The organism is Helicobacter labetoulli (assembly GCF_003670275.1).
GTDB classification, from domain to species: domain Bacteria; phylum Campylobacterota; class Campylobacteria; order Campylobacterales; family Helicobacteraceae; genus Helicobacter_C; species Helicobacter_C labetoulli.
In genome coordinates, this window is sequence record NZ_QXJF01000015.1 from 22,038 (window position 1) to 45,976 (window position 23,939).

Below are 23,939 nucleotides of genomic sequence, written 5' to 3' on the forward strand. Positions count from 1 at the left end.
TACGAAAGGCTAAAATGTTTTCTCTCTCAAATCGCCGCTATACAGGAGCTAAAACAAGGCTTTTAGATTCTATTAATGAAAGTATTTTAAAAAGCTTTGATTATAGAGAAAGGAAAAATCTTAGCTTTTTTAGGGCAAATTAAGCCAAGTTTTTTTATTCTAGAAAATGTCGCAAGTTTTTATAAAACAGGCTGTGTAGATAAAAATGTGAACATTGTGGCAATCGGCGATATGATAGAAAGAAATTTGCACAAAGAATATTCAATATATAATAAAGTGCTAAATTTTAAAAATTATGGAGCAAATTCAAGCAGGACAAGAACCTTGGTAATAGGCGTTTGTAAGGAACTTAAAAACTATATCACGCCTTTAGAACTCTTTCCAAAATATAGCAAAGAAAAAACATTAAAACAAGTTATTTTTCATCACAATTCTTTAGAATGGGGAGAATATGATAGAAATGATTTTTATCATAGCTTTAGAATCTATCCGCAAAATATGCGCGAATGGATAAAGGATATAAAAGAGGGGCAAAGTGCGTTTGACAATAAAGAGCCAAGTAAAAGACCACATAAAATAGAAAATGGAAAAATGATAGAAAATGTCAATAAAAATGGCGATAAATATACAAGGCAAAAATGGGATAGTGTAGCTCCCTGTATTCACACACGAAACGACCAAATGGCTTCACAAAATACAATCCACCCAAAAGATGATAGAGTATTTTCCATAAGAGAGCTTATGGATATGATGAATATACCTTATAGTTTTAAGTGGCTTCCTTTTGAGCTGGACTATCTTAATTCTTTAAGCAATGATGAAAAACGCAAAGTGTCAAAACGAAGTGAAATGAATATAAGACAAAGCATAGGCGAAGCAGTGCCAACTACTATTTTTAGTCAAATCGCTAATAATATTAAAAATTTTATGAAACTAAATAATCTTAGCGATAAGGAAATAAAAAGTTTAATCACAAACCATAATTTGCAAGATTTCAATAATCTAAAAAACTTTATAGAAAAAAATAGAGATTTTTTTTCACAAGCCACATTGGCAAATATAGCAGAAATATCAAATATGCAAAGGACTCAAAATTCCGCTTATTTCACTAATAAATTTATTCTTAATGAGATTGCTAAAACTCTACCTACTTTTGACAAAGACTCTATTGATATTATTGAACCTAGTGCTGGTTGTGGAAATTTTTTACCAATAATTTTCAAAAAATACGAAAATGTTAAGCGAGTGAATTTAAAAATCATTGACATAGATTCTAAAAGTTTGCAAATTTTAAAAATTATTTACAAAAATCAAGCACCAAAAAATTTTAACCTAGAATTTATTTGTGATGACTTTTTGCATTTTAATTGCAATAATGCGGATCTAATCGTTGGCAACCCACCATTTAGTAAAAAGAAAGGCAAAAATTTAGCGTTTTTATTTTTAGAGAAGTCATTAAAGATAGCCGATAAAGTATCAATGATAATGCCAAAAAATCTGCTCAATACGAAAGAATATGAGGCATTGCGACTTCAGTTGGAAAAAAAAGGTGTTAAAACTATCCTAGATTTTGGAGAGCTTGGTTTTAATGGGGTTTTAATAGAAACAATAAATATAACAACGGACAAATCAAAAGAAATACAAGTCAAATCTTTACCTATGGGCTTAAGCACACTACAAAAACATTCTTATATTTTTGATAGAAAAATGCCTTATTGGGTGATTTATAGAAATGAATTTTTTGATAGTATATTTAAGACTTTAGATTGTGGTATTTTTGAATCTTTTAGAGATAGACAATTAACCAATAGCAATACAAGTACAATAAAAAATGATATACAAGTTATTAAATCTCGTAATATTAATGATAGTGGCAAAATTATATCAATACAGGGGTATGATAGCTACATATCAAAAGATAATTTATATTTATTTAAAGTTTTTGAATTTTTAGATAGAGATGATGTTTATCTTACTCCAAATATGACTTACAATCCAAGATTAATACAAAAACAAAAAGGCTATATTGTAAATGGATCTGTGGCAATTTTAATTCCCAAAAAAACAATCACTCTTACAAAAAAACAACTAGATTATATCGCAAGTGATGAATTTAGAAAATTTTATAAAATCGCACGCAATTATCAAACTAGAACACTTAATATTGATAGCACAAGTTGTTTTTGGTTTGGTATCAAAAGGAGCAAAAATGAAAAATGAACAAATTATAAGTTTTTTAAACTCTTATGATTATGATATTAGAAAAAGTGGGAATGCTAGGTGGATTGACCAAAAATGCACTTGCGATGTGTTATCAATCATTGCAGATTGTATTTTAGAACATACAAATTATGACAAGACAATCAAATTTTCTATCAACGATATTTGGCAAAGTGAGTATGCAAATGAAAATGTTACCGCTATCTTTTCTAAGCCCAGCACAGATTCTACCAAAGCAAAAAATGAATATGATAAATTTTTCTCACAGCCTGTAAACTTATTTACATATAGTGGAATTCTAACTTATATGGGTAAAAAATGAAATAAGAATTTTTTTGTTATCAATAATATGAAGTTATTAGAATTTATTGCAATGCGTGATATGAACGCTCTTTTATTTTTGCAACTTTATATAGAAAAAGTCTTGCTTGATAGTGGAATATATGATGATTTTCAACAATTTTTAGAGATACAAACTAAAGATAGTTTTAAAAAATTAAAGGATAGTTTTATTAACTTTACAATAGAACATACACCCATAAATCAAAGTGTTGAATGCGGTAGAATCTTTACTAAGATTTTAAATCCACTTGCTTTTAAAAAACATAAAAAAGGCACAAAGAGAGGACATTTATCAAAAACAATTATAACCTTAGATGAATTAAAATATAACCGCATAAATTGGCGTGATGCACATAGCGGAAAAGATAAGAATATCACAAGAAAAGAATATGAAAAAATGGGTTTTATAGCACAAAAATATACGCAATATACCATACAAAAGGCTAAGAAAATTGTCCGCCGTTATAATGATAAATTTAACAATGGATTGCCAGAAGTTAAGCAAAATGGTGAAAATGTAAATGCTACACAAATTCACCATATATTTCCAGCAAACAAATTTCCAAATATTGCAGATTTTGTAGAAAATCTCATTGCATTAACGCCAAATCAACACTTCTCTTACACACACCCAAATAATCAAACAAACTATATTGACAGAGATTTTCAATACATTTGTTTGTTGGCAAAAACAAATACGATAATGAACGATTTAACACAAACTTACGATTTTAACAACTATAAGCTTGTGTTAAACGAGGGGCTAAACACGAAAGATTTTGAAACAATATTTGATTTTGCAACACTTGTTGTGACAATAGATTATTTTTATTCTGATTTTAAAGCAGCAAGCTATCAAATTTTAGTTGAGCATAACAAACCAAAGAATCTTTGCAAAGCGAAAGGCTAAAATGTTTTCTCTCTCAAATCGCCGCTATACAGGAGCTAAAACAAGGCTTTTAGATTCTATTAATGAAAGTATTTTAAAAAGCTTTGATTATAGAGAAAGGAAAAATCTTAGCTTTTTTGATGTCTTTAGTGGCACAGGGGTTGTGAGCGAGTATTTTGCTAAAAAGAAAGAGTTTAGCAAGATTATAATTAATGATTTTTTGCATTCTAATTTCATTATTTATCAAGGCTTTTTTATGCAAGATTCTTTTGATTTAAAAAAGCTAGAATCTTTTAAAAAAGAATTTATACATTTAAAGCCTAAAGATATACAAGAAAACTACTATTCAAAGCATTTTGGAGCTAAGTTTTTTAGCAAAAATGATTCTTTAATTATCGGCTATGTGCGTGATAGACTTGATTATCTTTTAGAACAAAAAGCTATCAATGAAAAAGAGTTTTTTATCCTTTTAAGCTCCCTATTTTATAGTGTGGATAGGGTGGCAAACACGGTGGGGCATTATGATGCTTACCGAAAAAATGTTATCTTAAAAGATAGATTTAGCTATGAGTTAATAAGCCCTTTAAAGCTTGAAAAAAGTATTGAAATTTATAAAGAAGATTCTAATGTTTTAGCACAAAATTTGCTAAAACAAAAAAGACAAATTGACATAGCCTTTATTGACCCACCTTATAGTTCTAGGCAATATAGCAGGTTTTATCATCTATTAGAAAATTTAGCTCAAAATAAAAAGCCAGAGCTTTATGGAGTAGCCTTAAAACCAAAGCCTACAAATCTAAGCAAATATTGCAAAGTAGAAGCCAAAGAGGCTTTTAAAGATTTGATAGAATCTTTGGCAAAGATATGTGGGGTTTTAGTGGTTACTTATATAATACTTATGGTGCAAATGCTAGAAGTAATGCAAGGCTAAGTGATAGGGACATTATGGATATTTTAGAATCTAGGGGTAAAACGCAATTATTTGAATATGATTTTAAGCCCTTTACTATCGGAAAGAGTAAGTTAGCCAATCACAAAGAGAGAATTTTTATATGCCTTACGCAAAGCTAAAGAAGCGATTTATCGCTAGTCCGCTTAACTATGTAGGTGGCAAATATAGACTTTTAACACAGCTATTCCCGCTTTTTCCCAAAGATATAAACATCGCTTTAGATTTATTTTGCGGCGGAGCAAATGTGGGCATAAATATAAACGCTAAAGAAATTATCCTTAACGATTCTTTGAGTGAACTAACAAAGCTTTATCAAGCTTTTCAGCAAGAAAATCCGCAAATCATTTTTAATAAAATTTGGCATATTATTGATGAATTTAAACTCTCAAATACCGCAAAATATGGCTATGAATTTTATCAATGCAATAGTGCCAAAGGCTTATCAAGCTACAATAAAAAGCATTTTTTAGTCTTAAGAAATCACTACAATAAAACAAAAAACCCTTTTTGCTTATTTGTCTTAATTATTTTTGCTTTTAATAATCAAATAAGATTTAACGCTAAAAGAGAATTTAATCTACCTTGTGAAAAAAGGGATTTTAATCAAAATATGCAAGAAAAATTAAGGCTCTTTATCGCTAAACTACAAAATGAAAATATTAAAATTTCTAATAAAGATTTTAGAGATTTTCCTTTAGAAATGCTAGATTCTAAAAGCTTTGTGTATATTGACCCACCTTATTTTTTAGCCACCGCTCCTTATAATGAAAACAAAGCTTGGAGTTTGCAAGATGAGCTAGATTTATTAGAATTTTTAAGAATTTTAGATTCTAAAAATATTCGCTTTGCTTTTTCAAATGTTATTTTTCATAAGGATAAAGAACATTATGTTTTAAAAGATTGGTTACAAAAACATCAAAAATTTAAAGCGCATTATTTAGATTTTCACTATAAAAACTGCAATTATCAAACAAAAAAAGCAGAATCTAGTGAAGTGCTAGTTACAAATTACTAAGGGGATAATGATGACTTCAAAAATTTAAAATAAAGTATTTTTTGTTTCATTTATTCTATAATTTGCAAGTTTTATATAATCCTTATTAATTTCATAACCTACAAAATTCCTTTTTAATTGTAAAGCGGCTAAAGCACTTGTGCCACTTCCCATAAATGGATCCAAAATCACATCATTTTCAAAACTATAAAATTCTATTAATCGTTTAGGTAATTCAAGTGGAAACGGGGCTGGATGTCCTATTTTTTTCGCACTTACAGCACTAAAACGCCAAATAGACTTACTCCATTCCATAAAATTTTCTTTTGAAATAGAATCTTGCTTATTTTGCTTTTTTTCGCGCTTAAAATCCCCTTTAGAAAAAACTAAAATATACTCGTGGGTATCTCTTAAAACAGGATTACTAGCACTTTTAAAACTCCCCCAAGCAAGACTTACACCGCTACTAGCACTTTTATCCCAAATAATTTCACCACGCATTAAAAAACCAAGCTCTAGCATTATTTGATTAACATACATTGTAAGTGGTATATAAGGTTTTCTACCAATATTCGCTATATTAATACAAGCTCTACCACCACTTACCAAAACCCTATAAGTTTCTTTTAATACATCTTCTAATAAAGATAAATATTCGCTTAAACTTAAATTTTCATCATAATCTTTATTTACATTATATGGAGGTGAAGTTACCATTAAATGCACACTATTATCTGGCAATTCTGGCATTTTTTCACTGCTATGACAAAATATATTATTTAAATGTTGTGGCATAATTTCGTTATCATTTTGTTTTTTTTCTTTTTTAATATCTAAATTTTCATAAAGTTTTGAATTATAAAATTTAGACGAATTGTGTCCTATTCTAGCACCTACGCCAAAGGAAGAAGTTTGAGTGTGTTTAGTCATTTTACTTTCTTTAGCTTGTTTAAAAAATATTCTGCAATTTGTATTTCATTTTGACATTTTGCAGATTCGGCAATAATCTTTCCTAAACTACTTTTATTTATCATTGCCGAAAAATAATAAAAATCTTGCTTTAAAATATTTTCTAATATTTTTTCTAAACTATCAATATTTTGTGGAGTTTGAAAATATTCTAAAGGAGAGTTTTTAATGGAAACAAGGGAAGGGTTTAAAGAAATGATTTTTTGTAAAACACCATATTGCCCTAGATGATCCACTTTCTCCAAATAATTATTGCTAATATGTGTGTTGCCCAAAATAATTATAGGAATATTTCTAGCGGATTCTGAACTTACCCTTATGTTTATGGCTTTACCAATGGCTTTTAATACACTATCGCTTCTTGTTAATGATGGGTGTGCTTTGTGGGTTGTATAATCGCCCATAAAAATAACATTACTTTCATTAAGTTGATAGTTATTAACAATACTCATCTTGATTTCAAAAATAAGCTTGATATTTTTTGCTTGTTGATAATTTTCATTCGTGGTGCAAAATGCTAAATCTGCTCTAGAGCTTTTTATCAGCCCTAATTCCTCACAAATAACACCATTAACAGCATAAAGATTAAACTTTCTAGCAATGGGTGCTAAGAGTTTTTGACACCAAGTTTCTGTATAATTGCCAATAAGCGCATTTCTACTCTGCAAAGTTGGGATATTTCGCTTTATTTCTTTAGGTATATAAGCCAAAAATTTATCATCTATATCATAAAATAAATCTTTAGCATTAGCAAAACCTCCCTTTAAGGCGTTTTTAAAAAACTCTATTTCATCATTAATTTGCCACATTTTCTTCCTTAACGCTTCACTTTTTTAAATTATATCAAATTTTTAAGACATTAAGAATACCATAAAATTTAGACAAAAATGTCCTAAATGACTTTAGAAGCCGACAAAATTGCTACTATGAAAATGATAAAACACATATTAAGGGGATGCAAATTTTGCCTTTAAGCACAGATGATGTAATCAAAATCTTAGAATCTTACCTAAGCTATAACGCCCTTATGCCAAAGTTTAGACAAGCCCTTAGCAGTAGTGAAACTTGGGGTAGCAAGTGGTATCAAACCCAGATTCAGACAATGCTTGAAAATTTATAATTATTCTATAAAATTTGCATTTTCCCCTTGACAAACACTAGGTGTCAGGCTTTATACTTTTCTTGTAGAATCTTAATCGCAAGATTACTACTAGATTCTACAAAAACCTACAAGGACACAACTATGCAAAACACTAATGATAAAACAAAAGCCATAACCAAAGCCACGCCAAGCACAAATAGAGACATTTTCACGCGTGATTTAAATGGGGAACTAGTGGATATGAATGATCCAGAGTTTGGCAAGATTAAAGAAATTATCTTGCGGACAATAGAGCTTACCCATAAGCTCAACTCCGCACATCATAGCCCAGAATCTACACGAGCAATTTTTAGTGAAATTGGGCTATGAAGTGGATAGTAGCACTTGGATTATCCCGCCTTTTTATGCGGATTTTGGACGCAATATCAAGGTAGGCAAAAACTTCTTTATGAATCAATCTTGCACTTTTATGGATAGGGGTGGGATTACAATCGGTGATGATGTGTTTATCGCCCCAAAGGTATGTCTCACTACAATCAATCACGACTTTAATCCCTATAATCGCAAGGCGACTTTTTGTAAGCCCATTGTGATAAAAGATAGGGTATGGATAGGAATAAATGCTACGATTTGCCCGGGCGTTACTATCGGGGAGAATTCAATCATCGCCGCAGGAAGTGTAGTAACCAAAGATGTCCCGCCAAATATCATTGTCGGCGGCAATCCTGCTAAGATTCTAAAAACGCTTTAGAATCCTTTTAAATCGCAAGTAGTAAAGGACTTCGCAACGCCCTTTACTCCGCATATAAGCCTATATGCTTTCTCTCATAGTTACTTGCAGAATCTAGGGCGATTTGACAAAGCTTATACGCAAAATCCGCATAGCCTATGATGGATTTGCCTTGCTTGTTTGTTTGAAAAAGTCCGTAAGAAATCTGCACATTCGCCTCCTTTGCTAAATCAGGCACAAACTCCGCCGCTGGACTTACAAAGCACCATTTAAGCGCCTTAACGCCCTTTAGATACTCAAGCACTGCCACTTGTGCGTTTGCTAGAGGCTTGTATTCATCAGGGAAATTTGGCGTATCTACAAGCTTAGTAGAATCTACTAGTAAGCTCCCCGCTCCACCCACGACAAAAAGCATAGCCTTACTTCCTTGCAAAATCTTTGCTAAATGCGTGATATGCTCGGTATGAAGCTTGAGATTTTGCCACTCGCCAAAGGCATCAAGTATCACTTCAAAAGATGCTAAATTACTAGAATCTAGCGCGAAAATATCCTTTTTCACCACTTGCAAACGGCTTAAAACTTCATCTTGTGCCACGCCCTCATTTTGCAAGCTTTCTTTAAGCCACTGCATATCAAAGGCACTTCTCACAAAGGCACACACACTAGCCCCTTGCAATAAGGCTTCTTTGACTAGAAGTCTGCCTGTTTTGCCATTTGCCGCTAAAATCGCTACTTGTTTCATCAATAATCCTTTTATATAAATTATCGTTACAAAACGACTTTGAAATGATAATAAACTAGCATTCTAAATTCAAGTAGGGATAAATTTATAATATAGGTATAAATTTAGGAGTATTGTGTAATCTATGGGAAATTTAGACTATAATTTTTAAGATAAAATTGTAAGGAGTGCGTGATGAATGCTTTTTGTTCTGTGTGTGCTGTTGAGACCACTCTTAATCTCATCGGCAATAAATGGAAATTTCTTATAATCCGTGATTTACTGCAAGAAACAAAGCGATTTGGTGAGCTAAAAAAGAGTATAGGTGCAAGTAAAAATCAAAGCATTTCTCAAAATGTGCTTACACAGAATCTGCGCGAATTAGAAGAGGCAAAGCTCATCAAACGCAAAGTCTATGCCGAAGTGCCGCCGCGTGTGGAGTATAGCCTAACCCCGCTTGGCTTAAGTCTAAAGCCCATTTTAGATAGCTTAGAATCTTGGGGTAAAAGCTATCACGATTTAGAGAAATTTAAGGCTTAAATTAAGGCTTGTTTTCTCTGCCCCACGCACACATAGAATCCAAAATCGGTATGAGTGATTTCCCGCGAGATGATAGGCTGTATTCTACTTTAGGTGGGATTTGTGGATATTCTTTGCGTTTGATTAAGTCATCACTCTCAAGCTCTCGCAAGGCATTTGTAAGAGATTTAAACGACACACCATCAATATGGCGTTTTAGCTCATTATAGCGGACGACTTCAAAGCGAAAAAGTGCGTAAAGAATAGTCATCTTGTATTTGCCACTAATAAGGCTTAAAGTGTAGGCAAATGGGCTATCACAAAGCAAACAATTATGAATAGATTCTGTAATTTCTTGCATTATTATCCTTTGGGTTTATTGCTTATTATACTCTACTTTTGGTGCGTATCTTACTTTATTTTGCGTATTGTATTTTTGTGAGCTTTAAATTATAATTTTGCAAATGATTTTTACAAGGAGTGAAAATGCAAGCATTACTCATAAATGGCAGTAAAAAATTTGGCAACGATGGCACAAGACTTAATGCTACTTTACAAAGTGTGGCAAAAGAGGAGCTAGAATCTAAGGGCTATAAGGTGCTAGAGACTATCATTGATAAAGGCTACAAGGTAGAAGAAGAGCTAAAGAAAATCGCAGATTCTCATCTTATCATCTATCAAATGCCTGCGTGGTGGATGGGTGAGCCTTGGATTGTGAAAAAATATATTGATGAAGTGTATCTTAAGGGCGTTTCTATTTTGTTTGCAAATGATGGGCGAAGTCGTGCTGATGAAAGTTTAAAATATGGCAGTGGCGGACTAGCACGGGATAAAAGGGTAATGTTAAGCGTTACTTGGAATGCCCCAAAAGAAGCTTTTATAGAATCTAGGGGCTTTTTTGAAGGTGTGGGAGTGGAGGGTGTGTATTTGCATTTACGCAAAGCACACGAATTTTGCGGTATGGAGTGGCTACCCATTTTTATGTGTAATGATGTGGTGAAAAACCCACAAGTAAGGCAGTATATAAGCGAGTATAAAGCACATTTGCAAAGGTATTGTTAAGCGATGATAATTCTCATTGGTGGAGAGAGTCATACGGGCAAAACACTTCTAGCACAAAGGCTACTTGAAATATATCATTATCCCTATATGAGCCTAGATCATCGCAAAATGGGCTTTATAAAAGGGCTAGAAATCCGCCTTTTAGCGTAGAGGAAGATTCTAAAATCACTGCGTTTTTGTGGAATATCGTTGTGGGTATTATTGAAACTTGTAATGAACAAAATCTCATGCTAGAGGGTGTAAATTTAGAGCCAAAAAATGCAAGAATCTTAAATGTAAGATCTTGCTTGATTCTAAGCCACTTGCCCCTATAAAAGTGCTTTTTCTTACCTTTTCAAAGCAATATATTTTAAAGCATTATCACACCATTTGGCACAAAGAAAATGTCATAGAAAAACGCAAGGAATCTTACAAGGTTAATAAAGAGCAGCTTATAAAAGAGCATAGTGCATTAAAAGAGCAATGTCAAAAATACAAGCTCCCCTTTATTGAGATACAAGAAAATTATGAAAAGCAAATGCAAGGGGCGGTTGTGGTGTAATATTTTATCTTATAATATCATAAACTTATTATGGAGTATTTATGGATAGCATAAAATTTTTGATTTTGCTTAATGGTGAAGACAAAACAAAATCTATTACAAGCATAAAAGAGCAAGATAATCTATGGCACATCACATTTGCTAATACGGCAAAAACTTATACCTACAAACACGACAAAGTCATCTTTCTTACAAATCCGCAAAAGCACACAAAGCCAGAGAAGCTTGGTATTTATAATGCTAAATTTGCCCTTATTTTTGAAAAGTATTGCAAAATATTTTTTGACAATGGGACAACAAAACTGCTAGAAACGACAATGCTATTGCCAGATACAAAAGGCTGTAATGCCGATGTTTTTTTATATTGCAAAGAGTTGGCAAATATCGTAGGGGTAAAAAATGAGGAAAACAAGTCGCTTCTCTCAAAGGCATACAACAAAATAGATATGGTAGCAAAAGAGAGTGCTTTGAGTATTAAGTCATTAAATATTGCAAATTTTCACAAACTCTCTTGATAGACACTAAGTGTCAGGCTTTATAATGCCAAGCTTAAATCTAAGATTCAAAAAAATATTAAAGGACATCAATGCAATATATCACTCTAAATAATGGCATTACAATGCCTAGCATTGGGCTTGGGACCTATGAGCTTTGTGGGCAAAAAGGTATAGAGACAATGCAAAATGCCTTGCAAATTGGATACAGACTCTTTGATAGCGCACAAATGTATAATAATGAAAATGAGCTAGGCATAGCCATAGCGTGGGCTATGCAAACTCTAAAAGATTCTAGTTTGCATACAAAAGAAACTAGAGCTTTTGACACTCATTTCACAAAACATTTAGATTCTAACATTACGCCAACTTCAAGCCCACACAGACAACCAGTCCATATGGAATCTAGCAAGACAAACCTAGCAGATTCACCGCAAATCCGCCCATTGCAAAGAAATGAGCTTTTCATCACCACAAAGCTTTCATCTAATATGTCCTACAAAAAGGCGTGGCAAAGCATAGAGGGTAGCCTACAAAATCTTGGGCTAGAATATGTAGATTTACTGCTAATCCACGAGCCTTATGCAAATGCTAAGGAGATGTATAAAGCCTGTGAAGAGGCTTATCACAAAGGGCTTATACGCGCGATTGGAATCTCAAATTTTTATGGCAAGTTTTTGGAGGATTTTTTAGATTCTGTGCGTGTTAAGCCGGTGCTAAATCAAGTCCAAGCACATATTTTCTTTCAGCAACGCACATTGCAAAAATTTCTAGAATCTAAGCATATTCACTTGCAAGCGTGGAGTCCTTTAGCTTGTGGGAGAAATGGTATTTTTACAAATGAGACTCTACAAAGCATAGCAAGAGCCCATCACAAAAGCATCGCACAAATCGCCCTAAAATTTCTGCTAGATAAAGGAATGAGTATTATCCCAAAGGCTTCAAGTTTAAAGCGATTGCAAGAAAATAAGCAACTTTTTGACTTTAACTTAACGCAAAACGAGAGAGATTCTATCACACAGATTGATAGTAATAAAAGCCTTTTTGGCTGGGATTGCTAGGGGTTTATTCACTTTTTACCCTATAATTACAAGAAACGACAAGGAAAACAAATGGCATACACAATCATAGAAGTTGAGAAAATGACAGAGATTCCATCAAGAAAGATTAGATTCTGGCTGGATAAGGGGCTGTTCCCCTTTATAGAGCGTGATGAAAATGGTGTGCGTTACTTTGCAAAAAGTGATATAGGCTGGGTGGAGTGGGTGAATTGTCTAAGGAATTGCAATATGAGCATTAAGGACATTAAGCACTACATTAGCCTTACAACAGGGGGTATGAAAACTGCAAAAGAGCGTAAAGAGCTACTAGAAAAGCAGTGCAAGAGGCTTCAAAAGGAGCTTGAGATTCTCAATGCGGCGTATAAAAAGGTAGAGCATAAAATTTCTATGTATGATGAAATGCTAAGAACAGGCATAGACTTTTTAAATCCTAATAGCAGGGATTATAAAAAGCGTAAAAAAAAGCTAGAGTATCGCTTGGGTGTTATGGCTAATATTGCTTTGAGAGTTGTTTGATATATCGTTTTGTATTGCTTTTTGAAAATCGCTTTTTGGACTTTATCTTTTTATCTCCCTTGACAGACACTAGGTGTCAGGCTTTATACTTTCACGCATAGAATCAAAAGCAGATTCTATATCACACATTTTATTAAAGGATATGCAATGAAAATAGGACAAAATCGTAGAGATTTTTTACAAAAAGTTGGTGTAGGAGCTGAGGCGTTGCTTATAAGCAATACGCTTTTTGCAAAAGAAAATAGCCCTCAAAGTCAAAACACGCAAAAATTTAGAGAAGAAAAGCTAAATCTTAGCACGAAGTGGGATAAGACTTTCCCTAAAAGCTCTAAGGTGCTTCATCAAAAAAGTAACCTTTCATAATCGCTATGGAATCACACTTGCTGCTGATTTGTATCTACCAAAACATCTAAATAAAGATTCTAAGCTTCCAACTATCGCACTAAGTGGTCCCTTTGGTGCGGTAAAGGAGCAGTCAAGCGGACTTTATGCGCAGATTCTAGCAGAAAGTGGCTTCATCACTCTAGCCTTTGACCCAAGCTTTACAGGGGAGAGCGGTGGGCTTCCTCGCTTTGTCGCCTCGCCTGATATAAATACAGAAGATTTTAGTGCGGCGGTGGATTTTCTAAGCCTTTATCCTAATGTAGATTCTAGTAAAATCGGTGTTGTGGGGATTTGTGGTTTTGGGGGCTTTGCGATTAATGCGGCGGCAAATGACCAACGCATTAAGGCTACTCTTGCTTCTACGATGTATGATATGACTCGCGTGTATGCAAATGACTATTTTGATAAAGAAAATAGCAAAGAAGCAAGGAATAAAAAGCGAAAAGAGCTAGCAGACCAAAGGCTAAAAGACTATAAAAGCGGTATGTATGCCCTAGAGGGAGGCGTGATAGACACACTGCCAAGCGATGCACCAGAATTTGTAAAAGACTATCATAACTACTACAAAACACCTCGTGCTTATCACAAGCGATCATTAGCATCTAATGGCGGGTGGAATCGCACTTCAATGCTATCTTTTTTGAATATGCCGATTTTAGCTTATAGTGATGAGATTGAAAATGCAGTGCTTTTGATACACGGGGAGAAGGCACATAGTATGTATTTTAGCGAAGATGCGTATAAAAAGCTTAAGGGTAAAAATAAAGAGCTTTTCATTGTCAAAAACGCTTCACACACGGATTTATACGATAAGCTAGATATTATCCCTTTTGCGAAAATCACGGCATTTTTCAAGCAGTATTTAGTATAAATATTTTTCAAGGAGAGAATATACGAATAGATAAAATTGTTTTTGTTAGTATGTTGGCAATATGTTTTACACAAGGGGCGGATTTGTCGTAATGTTGCCATTTTTATGTGTTGAGTTAATCCACTTTTTGCGTTGTCTGCCTTTGTTTTGGTGCTAAGGAAGTAGTGATTTAGAGCGTAGAACAAGTGCAGATTCTCTATGATGGGTATGTGGAAACTGGTCAAAAAGCCCAAAATGCAAAATCCTATGACTTTGTGTCAGCGTTTGCAAATCTTGCAAAAGTGTATGGGGATTGCACGAAATATACACAATCGTGCTAAATTGTTGCAGAAAATGCAGAATCTTTGCTTCACCAACGCCACTTCTTGGTGGGTCAATCAGCACACAATCAAAAGCAAAATGCCCTATATCAATGCCCCTTAGCCTAAAAAACTCCCGCTCTCCACTTAATGCCACTTGCGTTTCAAGGGCATTAAGCCGCACAGGCGTAATATTTTCACAAGCATTAAGCTGCATATTTTGCTTTAAAAGCGAGATAGCCGACTTTACCACTTCAGTAGCGAGAATCTGCCTAAAAATGCCACTTAAAGCAATGCTAAAATTCCCGCCTCCACAATAAAGCTCAAGCATATCGCTCGTAGGGTGGGGATAAAGCGCCTTAAGATGAGTGCTAACAAACTCAAGCATTTTGGTATTGATAAAAGAATTGGGTTGAGAAAAGCTAGATTCTTGCTTGAGATAGGAATAAATTCGCTCCTGCTTAGAATCTGCAAAAAGTCTTAAGCTTTCACGCACACAAAAAGATCCAAGGACTATTTTTTGATTTTTAGCTCTTCCAATAATATGTGTGGGAACACCAAGCTTTTTATACAGCCAATCACGCATAGCTTGAGCTTTTTGCTCCCATAGAGAATCTAGCCTTTTGTGATAAATAAGCGAGATGATAATCTCTCCTTGTGAGCCTATACTTGCCAAAAAATTACAGGCATAAACTTTTGTGCGTAAAGGCTCATCTGTCTCCAAACCCTCAATGACTAAGGACATAGCTTTTTGAATTAAAGGAAGCAAAATGGGGCATTGTGTGATGGGGGTGCGATGATTTTTCTCTCTATTACTCATCGCAAAATATAGTCTGTCCTTATCCGTGTAGAATCTAAACTCCGCCCTTGCTCTAAAGCCCCATTCCACCGAGTTATGAACGCTTAGATTTGCGGAAGAAAAACCATTGCTAGAAAAAAGGGAGCTAAATTCCTGCTGGGTTTGCTTGAGCTTAGATTCTAGCTGTTTTTCATAATCTGAATCTAGCTCACAGCCACCACATACACCAAAATGCTGACACTTCATAATGAATCTTAAATAAGCCTAAGCTACTTAAAACCCTGCACAAGATTCCCAATCAGCAGATTCCACCCATCAACAAGCACAAAGACTAGAATCTTAAAAGGCAGTGAAATCATAACCGGCGGCAACATCATCATACCCATTGCCATAAGCACGGAGCTTATCACCATATCAATGACTAAAAAGGGCAGATACAATAAGAATCCAATCCAAAATGCCGTCTTAAGCTCACTTATCATAAATGCCGGGATAAGCACGGTTAGTGGCACATCATCAACGGTTTGGGGATTTTCAAGGTTGCGGATTCTAAAAAAGAGTGCCAAATCCTTTTCTCGTGTATTTTTAATCATAAAATCCTTAAAAGGCACAATGGCTCTTTCAAATGCCTCATCATAAGAGATTTGCTTTTCAGTGTAGGGCTTTATGCCAACTTCATAGCTTTTTGTCGCTACTGGCTCCATAATGAAAAAAGTCAAAACAAGTGCAAGACTGACCAAAACTTGCGTTGGTGGGGACTGCTGTGTGCCAAGTGCCGTGCGTAAAAAGGCAAAGACAATGACAATGCGTGTAAAACTTGTCATCACAAGCACAAGTGAGGGGGCAATCACAAGCAGCGTGATGATAAGGACGATATTAAGCGTTGCAACTAGCTCGGTTGGCTCTTGTGGTGTGGTAAGCGATAAATCCACTGAAGGCAACACGGGGTTTTTAGGGAGTGAAGGCAGAGGAGCAATATTTGATGGGGCTGGCAGGGCTGGAGTGAGATTGGCATTTGGAGAATCTAGGCTTTGTGGATTTGCATAAGCAAAATGACACATACAAAGCAATACAATACCTATGAGTTTTTTCAAAAATTACTCCAAAAATGAAACTTAAGGGGCGTATTATAGGATTTAGTGTGTTAAAATTACATAAAAAGTGAAGTCAAAAGGAGTGAAAATGAGTGTATCGGTAGTGATTTTGGCAGCTGGAACAGGAACGCGTATGAAGTCAAATACTCCCAAAGTGCTACATACCCTATGTGGCAAGGCAATGCTCTTTTATTCCATTGATGAAGCTTTGAATTTGAGCGATGATGTGCATATTGTGCTATTTCATCAAGAATCTTTGGTAAGAGAAAAGATTGCAGAATCTTACCCACAAGCTTATGAAAATGGATATTTGCATTTTCACACACAGGATTATGCAAACTATCCGGGCACTGGTGGGGCGATTATGCAAGGCGGGAGTGGAGAGAGAGCAAAACACTCTTTTGCGTATAAATACGATGAAATGCTTATCCTTAATGGTGATATGCCCCTTGTGCGTAGCCAAACGCTTAAGCAACTTTGTGAGAATCCTGCCAAAATTGTGATGAGTATTTTGCATCTTGAAAATCCAAACGGCTATGGACGCGTGGTGCTAGAACATAACAAAGTGCAAAAGATTATAGAGCAAAAAGACGCCACGCAAGAAGAGCTACATATCAAATATGTAAATGCTGGGGTGTATAAGATTCACAAAGATATTTTAGAATCTTATCTACCACTTTTGCAAAATAGCAATAACCAAAAGGAATTTTATCTTACCGATGTGATTTTTTATGCTGGACAGAATAGCGTTGAGATAGCTGCACTGCAAGTTGAAGAGGAAGAATTTATGGGGGTAAATTCCAAACTTCAGCTATCTCTAGCTCAAGAAGTAATATTAAAGCGACTACGCAATGCGGCTATGGAAGAAGGCGTGATTATGCACTTGCCCCATACGATTTATATTGAATCTGGCGTGAAGTTTAGCGGTGAGTGCATCTTAGAACAAGGTGTGCAGATTCTAGGAAAATGCGAGATTATAAACTCTCACATTAAAGCCCATAGCGTGGTGGAATCTAGTATTATAGAATCTAGCGATATAGGTCCTATGGCACATATCCGCCCAAAGAGCCATCTTGTGCATACGCATATCGGCAATTTTGTAGAAACAAAGGCAAGTGTATTGCGTGGTGTGAAAGCGGGGCATTTGAGCTATTTGGGCGATTGCGAAGCGAATGAAGGAAGCAATATCGGTGCGGGGGTGATTACTTGCAACTATGATGGCAAACAAAAGCATAAAACAATCATTGGCAAAAATGTTTTTGTAGGCAGTGATGTGCAGCTTGTCGCACCACTTGAAATTGGCTCAAATGTGCTTATTGGTGCGGGTAGCACGATAACAAAAGATTTACAAGATGGGGATTTAGCCCTATCACGCACCCCGCAGAAAAATATCAACAATGGCTATTATAAATTTTTTGATAAGTAATTTTTTGGCAATAAGGAGAGCATATGCAGATTTTACTCAATGGCAAAGTATATGAGCTAGAATCTAGCACGATTTTGGCACTGCTTGAAAAACTTGACATTACGCATAAAGCAATGGCAATAGCAGTAAATACACAGGTGCTAAAGAAAGAAAAATGGAGCGAATATATATTGCAAAATGGTGATGAAGTGGAGATATTAGACTTTGTGGGCGGTGGGTGATAAGATGGGTACAATGAGGAAGATTCTACTTTTTATTCTTATGTGTAATAGTGTATTTGCCTGCACTGGGGATTGTAAAAGCTGCCACGCGAAATTAGATTATCAAAATGACATACGGCATAGTGCAATGCTGGAGTGTAAAACCTGCCACACTGATGCCAAAATGGCACAAATTGATATGGGCGGCTGCGGAGAAGACTGCTTTGCTTGCCACGATATAAGCAAGATTCAAGCTCCAAGCCTAGCCAAAGAGCATTATGTCATTAACTCCTGCATACAATGCCACACAACTCTCTCTAACTCTCCTATCAGCACGGGTGAAAATGTCTTTCAAAAAAGTCTAAAAAGCTTTAGTAATGGGTTATTAAAAGAATAGCTTCCTTTCACACAAAATCTCAACAAAATTCAAAATCCTACAAAGTCTTTTCCACACAATAGATAGAATAAGTTTAAGAAAAAGGGGTGAGCTTAGAAACTGGAGATTCTAGGCTTGTCTTACAAAAGAAGCAAAAAGATTATCACTTGCCAAGATTTAGCTTTGCATCTGTTGGGAGAATCTCAAAGAATCTGTCCATATCAAAAACAATATTTTGTGTCTTAGCCTCTTTAATCAGGGCAATGGCATCTTCCATATTGTAAGCATTTCCTCCATTATATGGCTCAAAGACCTTATTAACAATGGCTAGAGCATAAGCATTTTTCTTAACTTCATCAGATGCGGCGTGAGGCATTGTAATATATGCTGTGCTTTGAATGAGAATCTCATCAAACTTCCAATGATCAAACAAAAAGCCCAAAAATGTAAGATGATCTAGCCCATAAAACTCGGTCTCAACCGCACCAATATCAGCAAAATTACTCTCTTTGAGCTGAGCTAAGAACTCCTTGTCCTTCTCACTTTGAATAAGCGTATTGGCAAAAAGCATCATTCCCAAACGCAGCAGCATAGCACAAGGCACAAGCACTTGGGCGAGTTTCTTATCAGTTTGTGAAAACCATTCAGAGATAAAATCCGCCTCTTTACTGCAATTCCCCAAAAACTCCTGCGTATCTAATCCATAGGGCGAAACATCAATCTTAAAGCTCCCACGCAAAGAATTAGCGATAGCGACATTTTTGACATTACTGATACCAAGCAAAGATACAACCTGATTGAGCGTAGAAATCTCGCGAGAAAATCCATAGTATGGAGAGTTTGCCAAACGCAGTAAATCCCCTGTCAAAAGTGGATCTTTAGAAATAATATCCACCACACCCTGCACTTGCACCTCAGAACCAGAAGAATCTACATATTGCTGCAACTTCATCACGGTTTCTGGCAATGGGGGTAAATTATCAATTGTCTTCAGTAAAAGCTCATTCATCAAATGTCCTTTGGAAACTCATTCTAATGTCATATTGTTGGCAATGTGCGGATTATATCAAAAAGCAGTATAAATGCGTTTAAATTTTGCCTATTTTTTACCAAAACAAGTAAAATTACCTCTAGCTTTCACATTATTTTATACTTTAGCCTTAAGAGTCTGTGCGATAAGCTCCAAGGGGTGAGCAAAACGCACTTTAGAATCTATTTGTGTGAGCACATTATCAATCTGCATACGACACGCCCCGCACTCCGCACTGACAATCTCCGCTCCACTTCTCTCTATCATCTCCGCCTTTGGCACACCAGCTTTGAGCGTGAGATCATAGCGTGAGCTTTGCATACTAATGCCTCCAAAACCACAACACCTACTAGAATCGCTCATTTCTTTAAGCCTAAAGCCCTTTGATAAAAGCACTCGTGGCTCTTTATACACACCTAGCACCTTCCTAGCGTGGCAAGGGTCGTGATAAGTGATACTTTCCCCAGCAAGATTCTGTGGAATAATCTCACTTAAAGGCGTATGATGATAGAGCCACTCACTTGCCATATAAATTTTAGGTAAAAGCTTTTCAAGCCTTTGTGCATAATCTTTTAGAGTAGAATCTGAATCTAAAGCGTGAAGCCAATCTTTTTTAATCATCGCCGCACAAGTGGCTTCAGGGATTATCATCGCATCAATGCTATCCCAAAAACTTTCAAAATAATCAATATTTTTCTTTGCCAAATGCACCACGCTTTTCACATCGCCGGTAAAAAACGCCGGTGCACCGCAGCACTCCTGCAAATGCGGGACAAACGCCCTAATCCCCAAATGATTTAGAATCTCAAGCAAACTCTCCCCAACACTCACATAATTATAATTACTCAAACAACCGATAAAAATCGCCACCCTATTATGTTGCAAGGCATTTTTTGGAGCAGTTTTGGCAGTTGGCAAAATCTCACCTTGATATTTTTGCAAAAATGACTTTCTCCACACAGGGAAAACGGAGCGTTTAGCCCTTTTAGAATCCACACCCTTAAATAACTTTAGCCGACTAACAAGCCGCCCATTTTCTTCCTTAAACGCACAAGGCATAATAAAATGCACAAATCTAAACACAAAGTCCGCCGCCTTGCGATGACGCAAAAGGTAAAAATACGCCCTTTTATACCACGCAATGCCATATTTTTCCGCAATATCCACACGGACAGATTCTATTGCCACATCAACAGGCAGACTAGAAGGGCAGTGCGTTACGCAGGTGGTGCAAAGGAAGCAAGATTCAAAAATCTCCCTGCTTTGACTATTTAGCTCCAAATCGCCCCGTTTATACGCCCCTAGTAAATCCAAAAATCCACGCGGAGAGGTAACTTCATCGCGATTAGCCATATAAATGGTGCAGTTTGGGATACACTTCCCACACTTCACACACGCACTTGCCACACTTTGTAAATCAAGCATTATCGCTCCTAAATTGTCTTGCTAAAACGCTTTGTAGTATCATTTTGTAAATATGTATCAAATACCATAGCGATATTGCGGATAAGCATTCCGCCTGTGGGCGAAGTCTCTATGTTTGAAGGCGTGATTTGTATAAGCCCTAGCTCTTCATACTCTCGCAAAGATTCTAATTCATTGGCAAAATACGCCCTAAACTCAATCCCAAATCGCTTTTCAATCCCTTTAAAATCAAGTCGCAAATTATTCATAAGCCCCATAATGACTTCTTTACGCAAAATATCCTTTTCACTTAGCTTAACACCTCTCTCAACAGGTAATCGCCCCTCATCTAACGCCTTTTCATATTCCTGCATATCTTTATAATTTTGGGAATAATACCTTAACCCCTCGCTAATGCTTGTAAGCCCTATGCCGATAGTTTGCGAAAAGCCCCTTGTTGTGTAGCCTTGAAAATTCCTGCGAAGCTCGTTTTTAGCCTTAGCTAAATACAGCTCATCACTCTTTTTTGCAAAATGATCCATTCCTATCATCATATAGCCCTGCTCCTGTAAAAATGCAATGGTATTTTTTAGAATCTCAAGCTTTTGAGCGGGGTTTGGCAAAGTCGTCTCATCAATTTTCCGCATTGTTTTTTTCATCCACGGCAAATGTGCGTAATTAAAAATCGCTAGTCTATCAGGCTTTAGCCCAACCACCTTTTGCAAAGTATCCGCAAAGCTTTGCTCACTTTGATAGGGCAATCCATAAATCAAATCAAAATTTACAGATTCTGTGCCAAACTCACGCGCAAGGGCAATGGCATTGCTTACAATCTCAACGCTTTGAATCCTATGTATAGCTTCTTGCACCCTTTCATCAAAATCCTGCACCCCAAAGCTTAAACGATTAAAGCCATTTTCTTTTAAAACAGCCATTTGCTCACGCGAAAAAAACCGCGGATCCACCTCACAGCTCACTTCTGCATTCTTAGCAAAATTTGTAAAAACACCGCGGATAAGTCCAATCACACTTTCAAGCTCTTTAGCATTAAAAAATGTTGGTGTCCCCCCGCCAAAGTGAAACTGCACCACCTCACGCGAAGTATCCATAGAATCTTTAAGCAAGGCTAACTCTTTTTTCAAGTAATGAATATAACGCTCTTTTTTCTCTTCCTTGCTTGTATAGACGACATTGCAACCGCAAAAATAACAAGCCGAGCGACAAAAGGGCAAATGCGTGTAAAGTGAAAGGGGCAAAGAAGTAAAATCTGCTTCTTTTAACGCTTCTTTATAACTTGTATCATTCCAAGATTCTCTAAATTCCACCGCAGTGGGATAGCTTGTATAACGCGGAGCGGATTTTGAATACTTCACAAAAGCGTTAAAGTCAATATTTTGGCTCAAAATGTATCCTTTTCTTATTTTTTAAATACTTTTTATCTGGGCTTACGCAAATAATCAATGTCAAAAAACAAATTTGGGTGCTTCTTTTTAATATCTTTAGCAAGAATAGCGGTGTTTATCTCGGGTAAATTCCCATCTTTTAAACGCAAAGATTCTAAGATATTTGTAGCCACCGCCATCGCATCATCAAGATCTATTGGCATTTGTGAGATGATGTCTTTTTCAAGCTTCATCACTAGCTTTTCTTCTTGCATATTTTTAATGCGTGAAAGCAAACGCACAAAAAGTTTTTGCGGGAAAACAACATACTCTTCGCCCTGCTCATCTTGCAAAAACCACAACTCATCTTTTGAAAACTCCCCGCGTTGCATGGCAAGAAGCATTGTGTCATCTTCAAGCTGACGCAGGATTCCAAGATTCTCTTGAATAATTTTTTCTTTAGATTCTAGCCATTTATCTTGTTTTATATCTTTCATTTATAGCTCCATTTCCAAGGGGTAAGCAAGAGGCAAGTTATTCAACTTCACAAGAGCTAACATAATGGCTTTTTGTGCGTGGAGACGATTATTTGCCTCTTGGAATACGCGACTTTGTTTGCCCTCTAATACACTCTCACTCACTTCCTGTCCGCGATATGCAGGAAGGCAATGCAAAAAGATAGCATCTTCTTGTGCTAGATTCATAAGAGAATCATCTACACAAAAACCAACAAATGCCTTTTCTCGCTCTTTTTTCTGCTCCTCTTGTCCCATTGACGCCCAAGTGTCTGTTACCACCACATTGACTCCACTCACAGCCTTTTGTGGCTCCTGCATAATATGTATCGCTCCGCCACTTTGTTTGCAAGTTTTAAGGGCAGATTCTGTAATATCTGCGCGTGGAAAATACCCAAGCGGCGAAGCTACCCGCAATTCAAAGCCAAGGATTGCTGCTAAGTTTATCCAAGAGTGAGCCATATTATTCCCATCGCCAATATACGCCACAATGGGCTTTTTAAGCCCATTTTTATGAATCCCATCAGGCAGAGCAATACCACACTCAAGCATTGTAAGATAATCTGCCATTAACTGCACAGGGTGAAAGTCATCACTCAAACCATTGATTATCGGCACAGATGAGTATTCTGCAAATTCTTGCAATTTTTCGTGCCTATCTGTTCTCATCATTACCATATCCACCATAGAGCTAATCACGCGTGAAGTATCCTTGATAGGCTCTCCGCGTCCAAGCTGTATGTCCTTGTGGGAAAGAAACATTCCGTGTCCGCCAAGCTGGTAGATTCCACCTTCAAAACTCACGCGTGTGCGAGTTGAACTTTTTTCAAAGATCATTGCAAGAATCTTACCTTTGAGATAAGGCGTATGATTGCTATTTCGTAGCTCTTGCTTGAGTTTCAAAGCAAGGTTAGTAACTGCTAGAATCTCATCTTTTGAAAAGTCATTTAATGTAAGAAAATGTCTCATCTACCTACCTTATGTGTCTTTTGATATGTTTATTAGTGAAAGCGGAGATTGTATCCAAAAATGGTAAGAAAATCTTAC

At 35.9% G+C, this 23,939-nt stretch carries 27 protein-coding genes and 2 pseudogenes; 18 read left to right on the forward strand and 11 right to left on the reverse strand.

All coding sequences use genetic code 11. From position 1 onward, the window contains the following. Positions 1-96: 96 nt before the first annotated feature. From EBF12_RS08540 to EBF12_RS08555, 4 genes and pseudogenes are all read left to right on the forward strand, one after another. Positions 97-2,220: a DNA cytosine methyltransferase gene (locus EBF12_RS08540; protein WP_121727281.1), complete on the forward strand. Its 2,124-nt coding sequence runs from the start codon at positions 97-99 to the stop codon at positions 2,218-2,220. Beyond that, positions 2,210-3,472 (forward strand): annotated as a pseudogene (locus tag EBF12_RS08545) (restriction endonuclease). Before EBF12_RS08540 ends, EBF12_RS08545 begins: the two are co-directional and overlap by 11 nt. Position 3,473: 1 nt before the next feature. Next, positions 3,474-4,382, forward strand: a complete 909-nt coding sequence (locus tag EBF12_RS08550) for a DNA adenine methylase (protein WP_244196476.1) — start codon at positions 3,474-3,476, stop codon at positions 4,380-4,382. 121 nt (positions 4,383-4,503) lie between these two features. Beyond that, the gene (locus tag EBF12_RS08555; RefSeq protein WP_121727282.1) at positions 4,504-5,418 is read left to right on the forward strand and encodes a Dam family site-specific DNA-(adenine-N6)-methyltransferase; all 915 of its coding nucleotides are present in this window, start codon (positions 4,504-4,506) and stop codon (positions 5,416-5,418) included. A 24-nt stretch (positions 5,419-5,442) separates the two neighbouring features. On the opposite strand, the gene EBF12_RS08560 is transcribed toward EBF12_RS08555, so the two are convergent. Beyond that, complete coding sequence (locus EBF12_RS08560) at positions 5,443-6,327, reverse strand: DNA-methyltransferase (protein ID WP_121727283.1); 885 nt, start codon at positions 6,325-6,327, stop codon at positions 5,443-5,445. Then, positions 6,324-7,175: a hypothetical protein gene (locus EBF12_RS08565; RefSeq protein WP_121727284.1), complete on the reverse strand. Its 852-nt coding sequence runs from the start codon at positions 7,173-7,175 to the stop codon at positions 6,324-6,326. Before EBF12_RS08565 ends, EBF12_RS08560 begins: the two co-directional genes overlap by 4 nt. A gap of 146 nt (positions 7,176-7,321) precedes the next feature. Here EBF12_RS08565 and EBF12_RS11150 point away from each other — a divergent pair, with 146 nt between their 5' ends. The 3 genes from EBF12_RS11150 to EBF12_RS08570 all read left to right on the forward strand — a co-directional run bounded on the left by EBF12_RS11150 (position 7,322) and on the right by EBF12_RS08570 (position 8,219). Then, the gene (locus EBF12_RS11150) at positions 7,322-7,486 is read left to right on the forward strand and encodes a hypothetical protein (protein ID WP_157979088.1); all 165 of its coding nucleotides are present in this window, start codon (positions 7,322-7,324) and stop codon (positions 7,484-7,486) included. Between the two features lie 123 nt (positions 7,487-7,609). Beyond that, a complete protein-coding gene (locus tag EBF12_RS11980; RefSeq protein ID WP_244196477.1) occupies positions 7,610-7,837 on the forward strand; it encodes a hypothetical protein in 228 nt (75 codons plus the stop codon). Continuing rightward, positions 7,821-8,219, forward strand: coding sequence for a sugar O-acetyltransferase (locus EBF12_RS08570; protein ID WP_244196478.1), 399 nt, complete (start codon positions 7,821-7,823; stop codon positions 8,217-8,219). The genes EBF12_RS11980 and EBF12_RS08570 overlap by 17 nt, the downstream gene beginning before the upstream one ends. Before the next feature lie 43 nt (positions 8,220-8,262). Here the strand turns inward: EBF12_RS08570 and EBF12_RS08575 are convergent, their stop codons facing one another. After that, positions 8,263-8,940 carry an NAD(P)-dependent oxidoreductase gene (locus EBF12_RS08575; protein ID WP_121727285.1) on the reverse strand — a complete coding sequence of 226 codons (678 nt, stop codon included), beginning with the start codon at positions 8,938-8,940 and terminating at the stop codon, positions 8,263-8,265. Positions 8,941-9,114: 174 nt separating this feature from the next. Here EBF12_RS08575 and rrpB point away from each other — a divergent pair, with 174 nt between their 5' ends. After that, positions 9,115-9,459 (forward strand): MarR family transcription factor RrpB, encoded by a 345-nt coding sequence (gene rrpB, locus EBF12_RS08580; protein ID WP_115635349.1) that lies wholly within the window; start codon positions 9,115-9,117, stop codon positions 9,457-9,459. A 1-nt stretch (position 9,460) separates the two neighbouring features. Here rrpB and EBF12_RS08585 read toward each other — a convergent pair whose 3' ends face one another. Further along, positions 9,461-9,799, reverse strand: coding sequence for a winged helix-turn-helix transcriptional regulator (locus tag EBF12_RS08585; RefSeq protein WP_121727286.1), 339 nt, complete (start codon positions 9,797-9,799; stop codon positions 9,461-9,463). 125 nt (positions 9,800-9,924) lie between these two features. Between EBF12_RS08585 and EBF12_RS08590 the strand changes: the two genes are divergently transcribed. From EBF12_RS08590 to EBF12_RS08615, 7 genes and pseudogenes are all read left to right on the forward strand, one after another. After that, positions 9,925-10,500: an NAD(P)H-dependent oxidoreductase gene (locus tag EBF12_RS08590; RefSeq protein ID WP_121727287.1), complete on the forward strand. Its 576-nt coding sequence runs from the start codon at positions 9,925-9,927 to the stop codon at positions 10,498-10,500. A gap of 3 nt (positions 10,501-10,503) precedes the next feature. Further along, entirely contained in the window at positions 10,504-10,650 is a 147-nt protein-coding gene (locus tag EBF12_RS11290) for a hypothetical protein (protein ID WP_167444798.1), read from the forward strand. A 133-nt stretch (positions 10,651-10,783) separates the two neighbouring features. Beyond that, on the forward strand, positions 10,784-11,041 hold the full coding sequence (locus EBF12_RS08595; protein WP_244196479.1) for a hypothetical protein: 258 nt from the start codon (positions 10,784-10,786) through the stop codon (positions 11,039-11,041). Between the two features lie 41 nt (positions 11,042-11,082). Next, positions 11,083-11,556 carry a hypothetical protein gene (locus tag EBF12_RS08600; RefSeq protein ID WP_244196480.1) on the forward strand — a complete coding sequence of 158 codons (474 nt, stop codon included), beginning with the start codon at positions 11,083-11,085 and terminating at the stop codon, positions 11,554-11,556. Between the two features lie 71 nt (positions 11,557-11,627). Beyond that, positions 11,628-12,596, forward strand: coding sequence for an aldo/keto reductase (locus EBF12_RS08605; protein ID WP_121727288.1), 969 nt, complete (start codon positions 11,628-11,630; stop codon positions 12,594-12,596). A gap of 51 nt (positions 12,597-12,647) precedes the next feature. Further along, positions 12,648-13,112, forward strand: coding sequence for a MerR family transcriptional regulator (locus EBF12_RS08610; RefSeq protein WP_121727289.1), 465 nt, complete (start codon positions 12,648-12,650; stop codon positions 13,110-13,112). A gap of 147 nt (positions 13,113-13,259) precedes the next feature. Beyond that, positions 13,260-14,367, forward strand: a pseudogene (locus EBF12_RS08615) (alpha/beta hydrolase). Positions 14,368-14,520: 153 nt separating this feature from the next. Here the strand turns inward: EBF12_RS08615 and EBF12_RS08620 are convergent. Both EBF12_RS08620 and fliP read right to left on the reverse strand, forming a co-directional pair. Continuing rightward, complete coding sequence (locus EBF12_RS08620) at positions 14,521-15,711, reverse strand: tRNA (uridine(54)-C5)-methyltransferase TrmA (RefSeq protein ID WP_121727290.1); 1,191 nt, start codon at positions 15,709-15,711, stop codon at positions 14,521-14,523. Between the two features lie 23 nt (positions 15,712-15,734). After that, positions 15,735-16,559, reverse strand: coding sequence for a flagellar type III secretion system pore protein FliP (gene fliP, locus EBF12_RS08625; protein ID WP_121727291.1), 825 nt, complete (start codon positions 16,557-16,559; stop codon positions 15,735-15,737). 88 nt (positions 16,560-16,647) lie between these two features. Between fliP and glmU the strand changes: the two genes are divergently transcribed. From glmU to EBF12_RS08640, 3 genes are read left to right on the forward strand one after another with little or no spacing between them, the layout of a single operon-like run. Beyond that, positions 16,648-17,985: a bifunctional UDP-N-acetylglucosamine diphosphorylase/glucosamine-1-phosphate N-acetyltransferase GlmU gene (gene glmU / locus EBF12_RS08630; protein ID WP_121727292.1), complete on the forward strand. Its 1,338-nt coding sequence runs from the start codon at positions 16,648-16,650 to the stop codon at positions 17,983-17,985. Positions 17,986-18,008: 23 nt separating this feature from the next. Continuing rightward, on the forward strand, positions 18,009-18,206 hold the full coding sequence (gene thiS, locus EBF12_RS08635) for a sulfur carrier protein ThiS (protein ID WP_121727293.1): 198 nt from the start codon (positions 18,009-18,011) through the stop codon (positions 18,204-18,206). Between the two features lie 4 nt (positions 18,207-18,210). Further along, the gene (locus EBF12_RS08640; RefSeq protein WP_244196483.1) at positions 18,211-18,582 is read left to right on the forward strand and encodes a hypothetical protein; all 372 of its coding nucleotides are present in this window, start codon (positions 18,211-18,213) and stop codon (positions 18,580-18,582) included. A gap of 142 nt (positions 18,583-18,724) precedes the next feature. On the opposite strand, the gene cheP is transcribed toward EBF12_RS08640, so the two are convergent. From cheP to argF, 5 genes are all read right to left on the reverse strand, one after another. Continuing rightward, positions 18,725-19,570 (reverse strand): cheVAW transcriptional regulator CheP, encoded by an 846-nt coding sequence (gene cheP / locus EBF12_RS08645; protein ID WP_121727295.1) that lies wholly within the window; start codon positions 19,568-19,570, stop codon positions 18,725-18,727. A gap of 138 nt (positions 19,571-19,708) precedes the next feature. Beyond that, the gene (locus EBF12_RS08650; protein ID WP_121727296.1) at positions 19,709-21,016 is read right to left on the reverse strand and encodes a (Fe-S)-binding protein; all 1,308 of its coding nucleotides are present in this window, start codon (positions 21,014-21,016) and stop codon (positions 19,709-19,711) included. A gap of 8 nt (positions 21,017-21,024) precedes the next feature. Next, a complete protein-coding gene (hemN, locus tag EBF12_RS08655; RefSeq protein WP_002957380.1) occupies positions 21,025-22,398 on the reverse strand; it encodes an oxygen-independent coproporphyrinogen III oxidase in 1,374 nt (457 codons plus the stop codon). Positions 22,399-22,430: 32 nt separating this feature from the next. Then, positions 22,431-22,874, reverse strand: a complete 444-nt coding sequence (locus tag EBF12_RS08660; RefSeq protein WP_002957381.1) for a DUF2603 domain-containing protein — start codon at positions 22,872-22,874, stop codon at positions 22,431-22,433. Next, positions 22,875-23,861 carry an ornithine carbamoyltransferase gene (gene argF, locus EBF12_RS08665; protein ID WP_104716869.1) on the reverse strand — a complete coding sequence of 329 codons (987 nt, stop codon included), beginning with the start codon at positions 23,859-23,861 and terminating at the stop codon, positions 22,875-22,877. It abuts the gene before it with no gap. Positions 23,862-23,939: the final 78 nt, after the last annotated feature.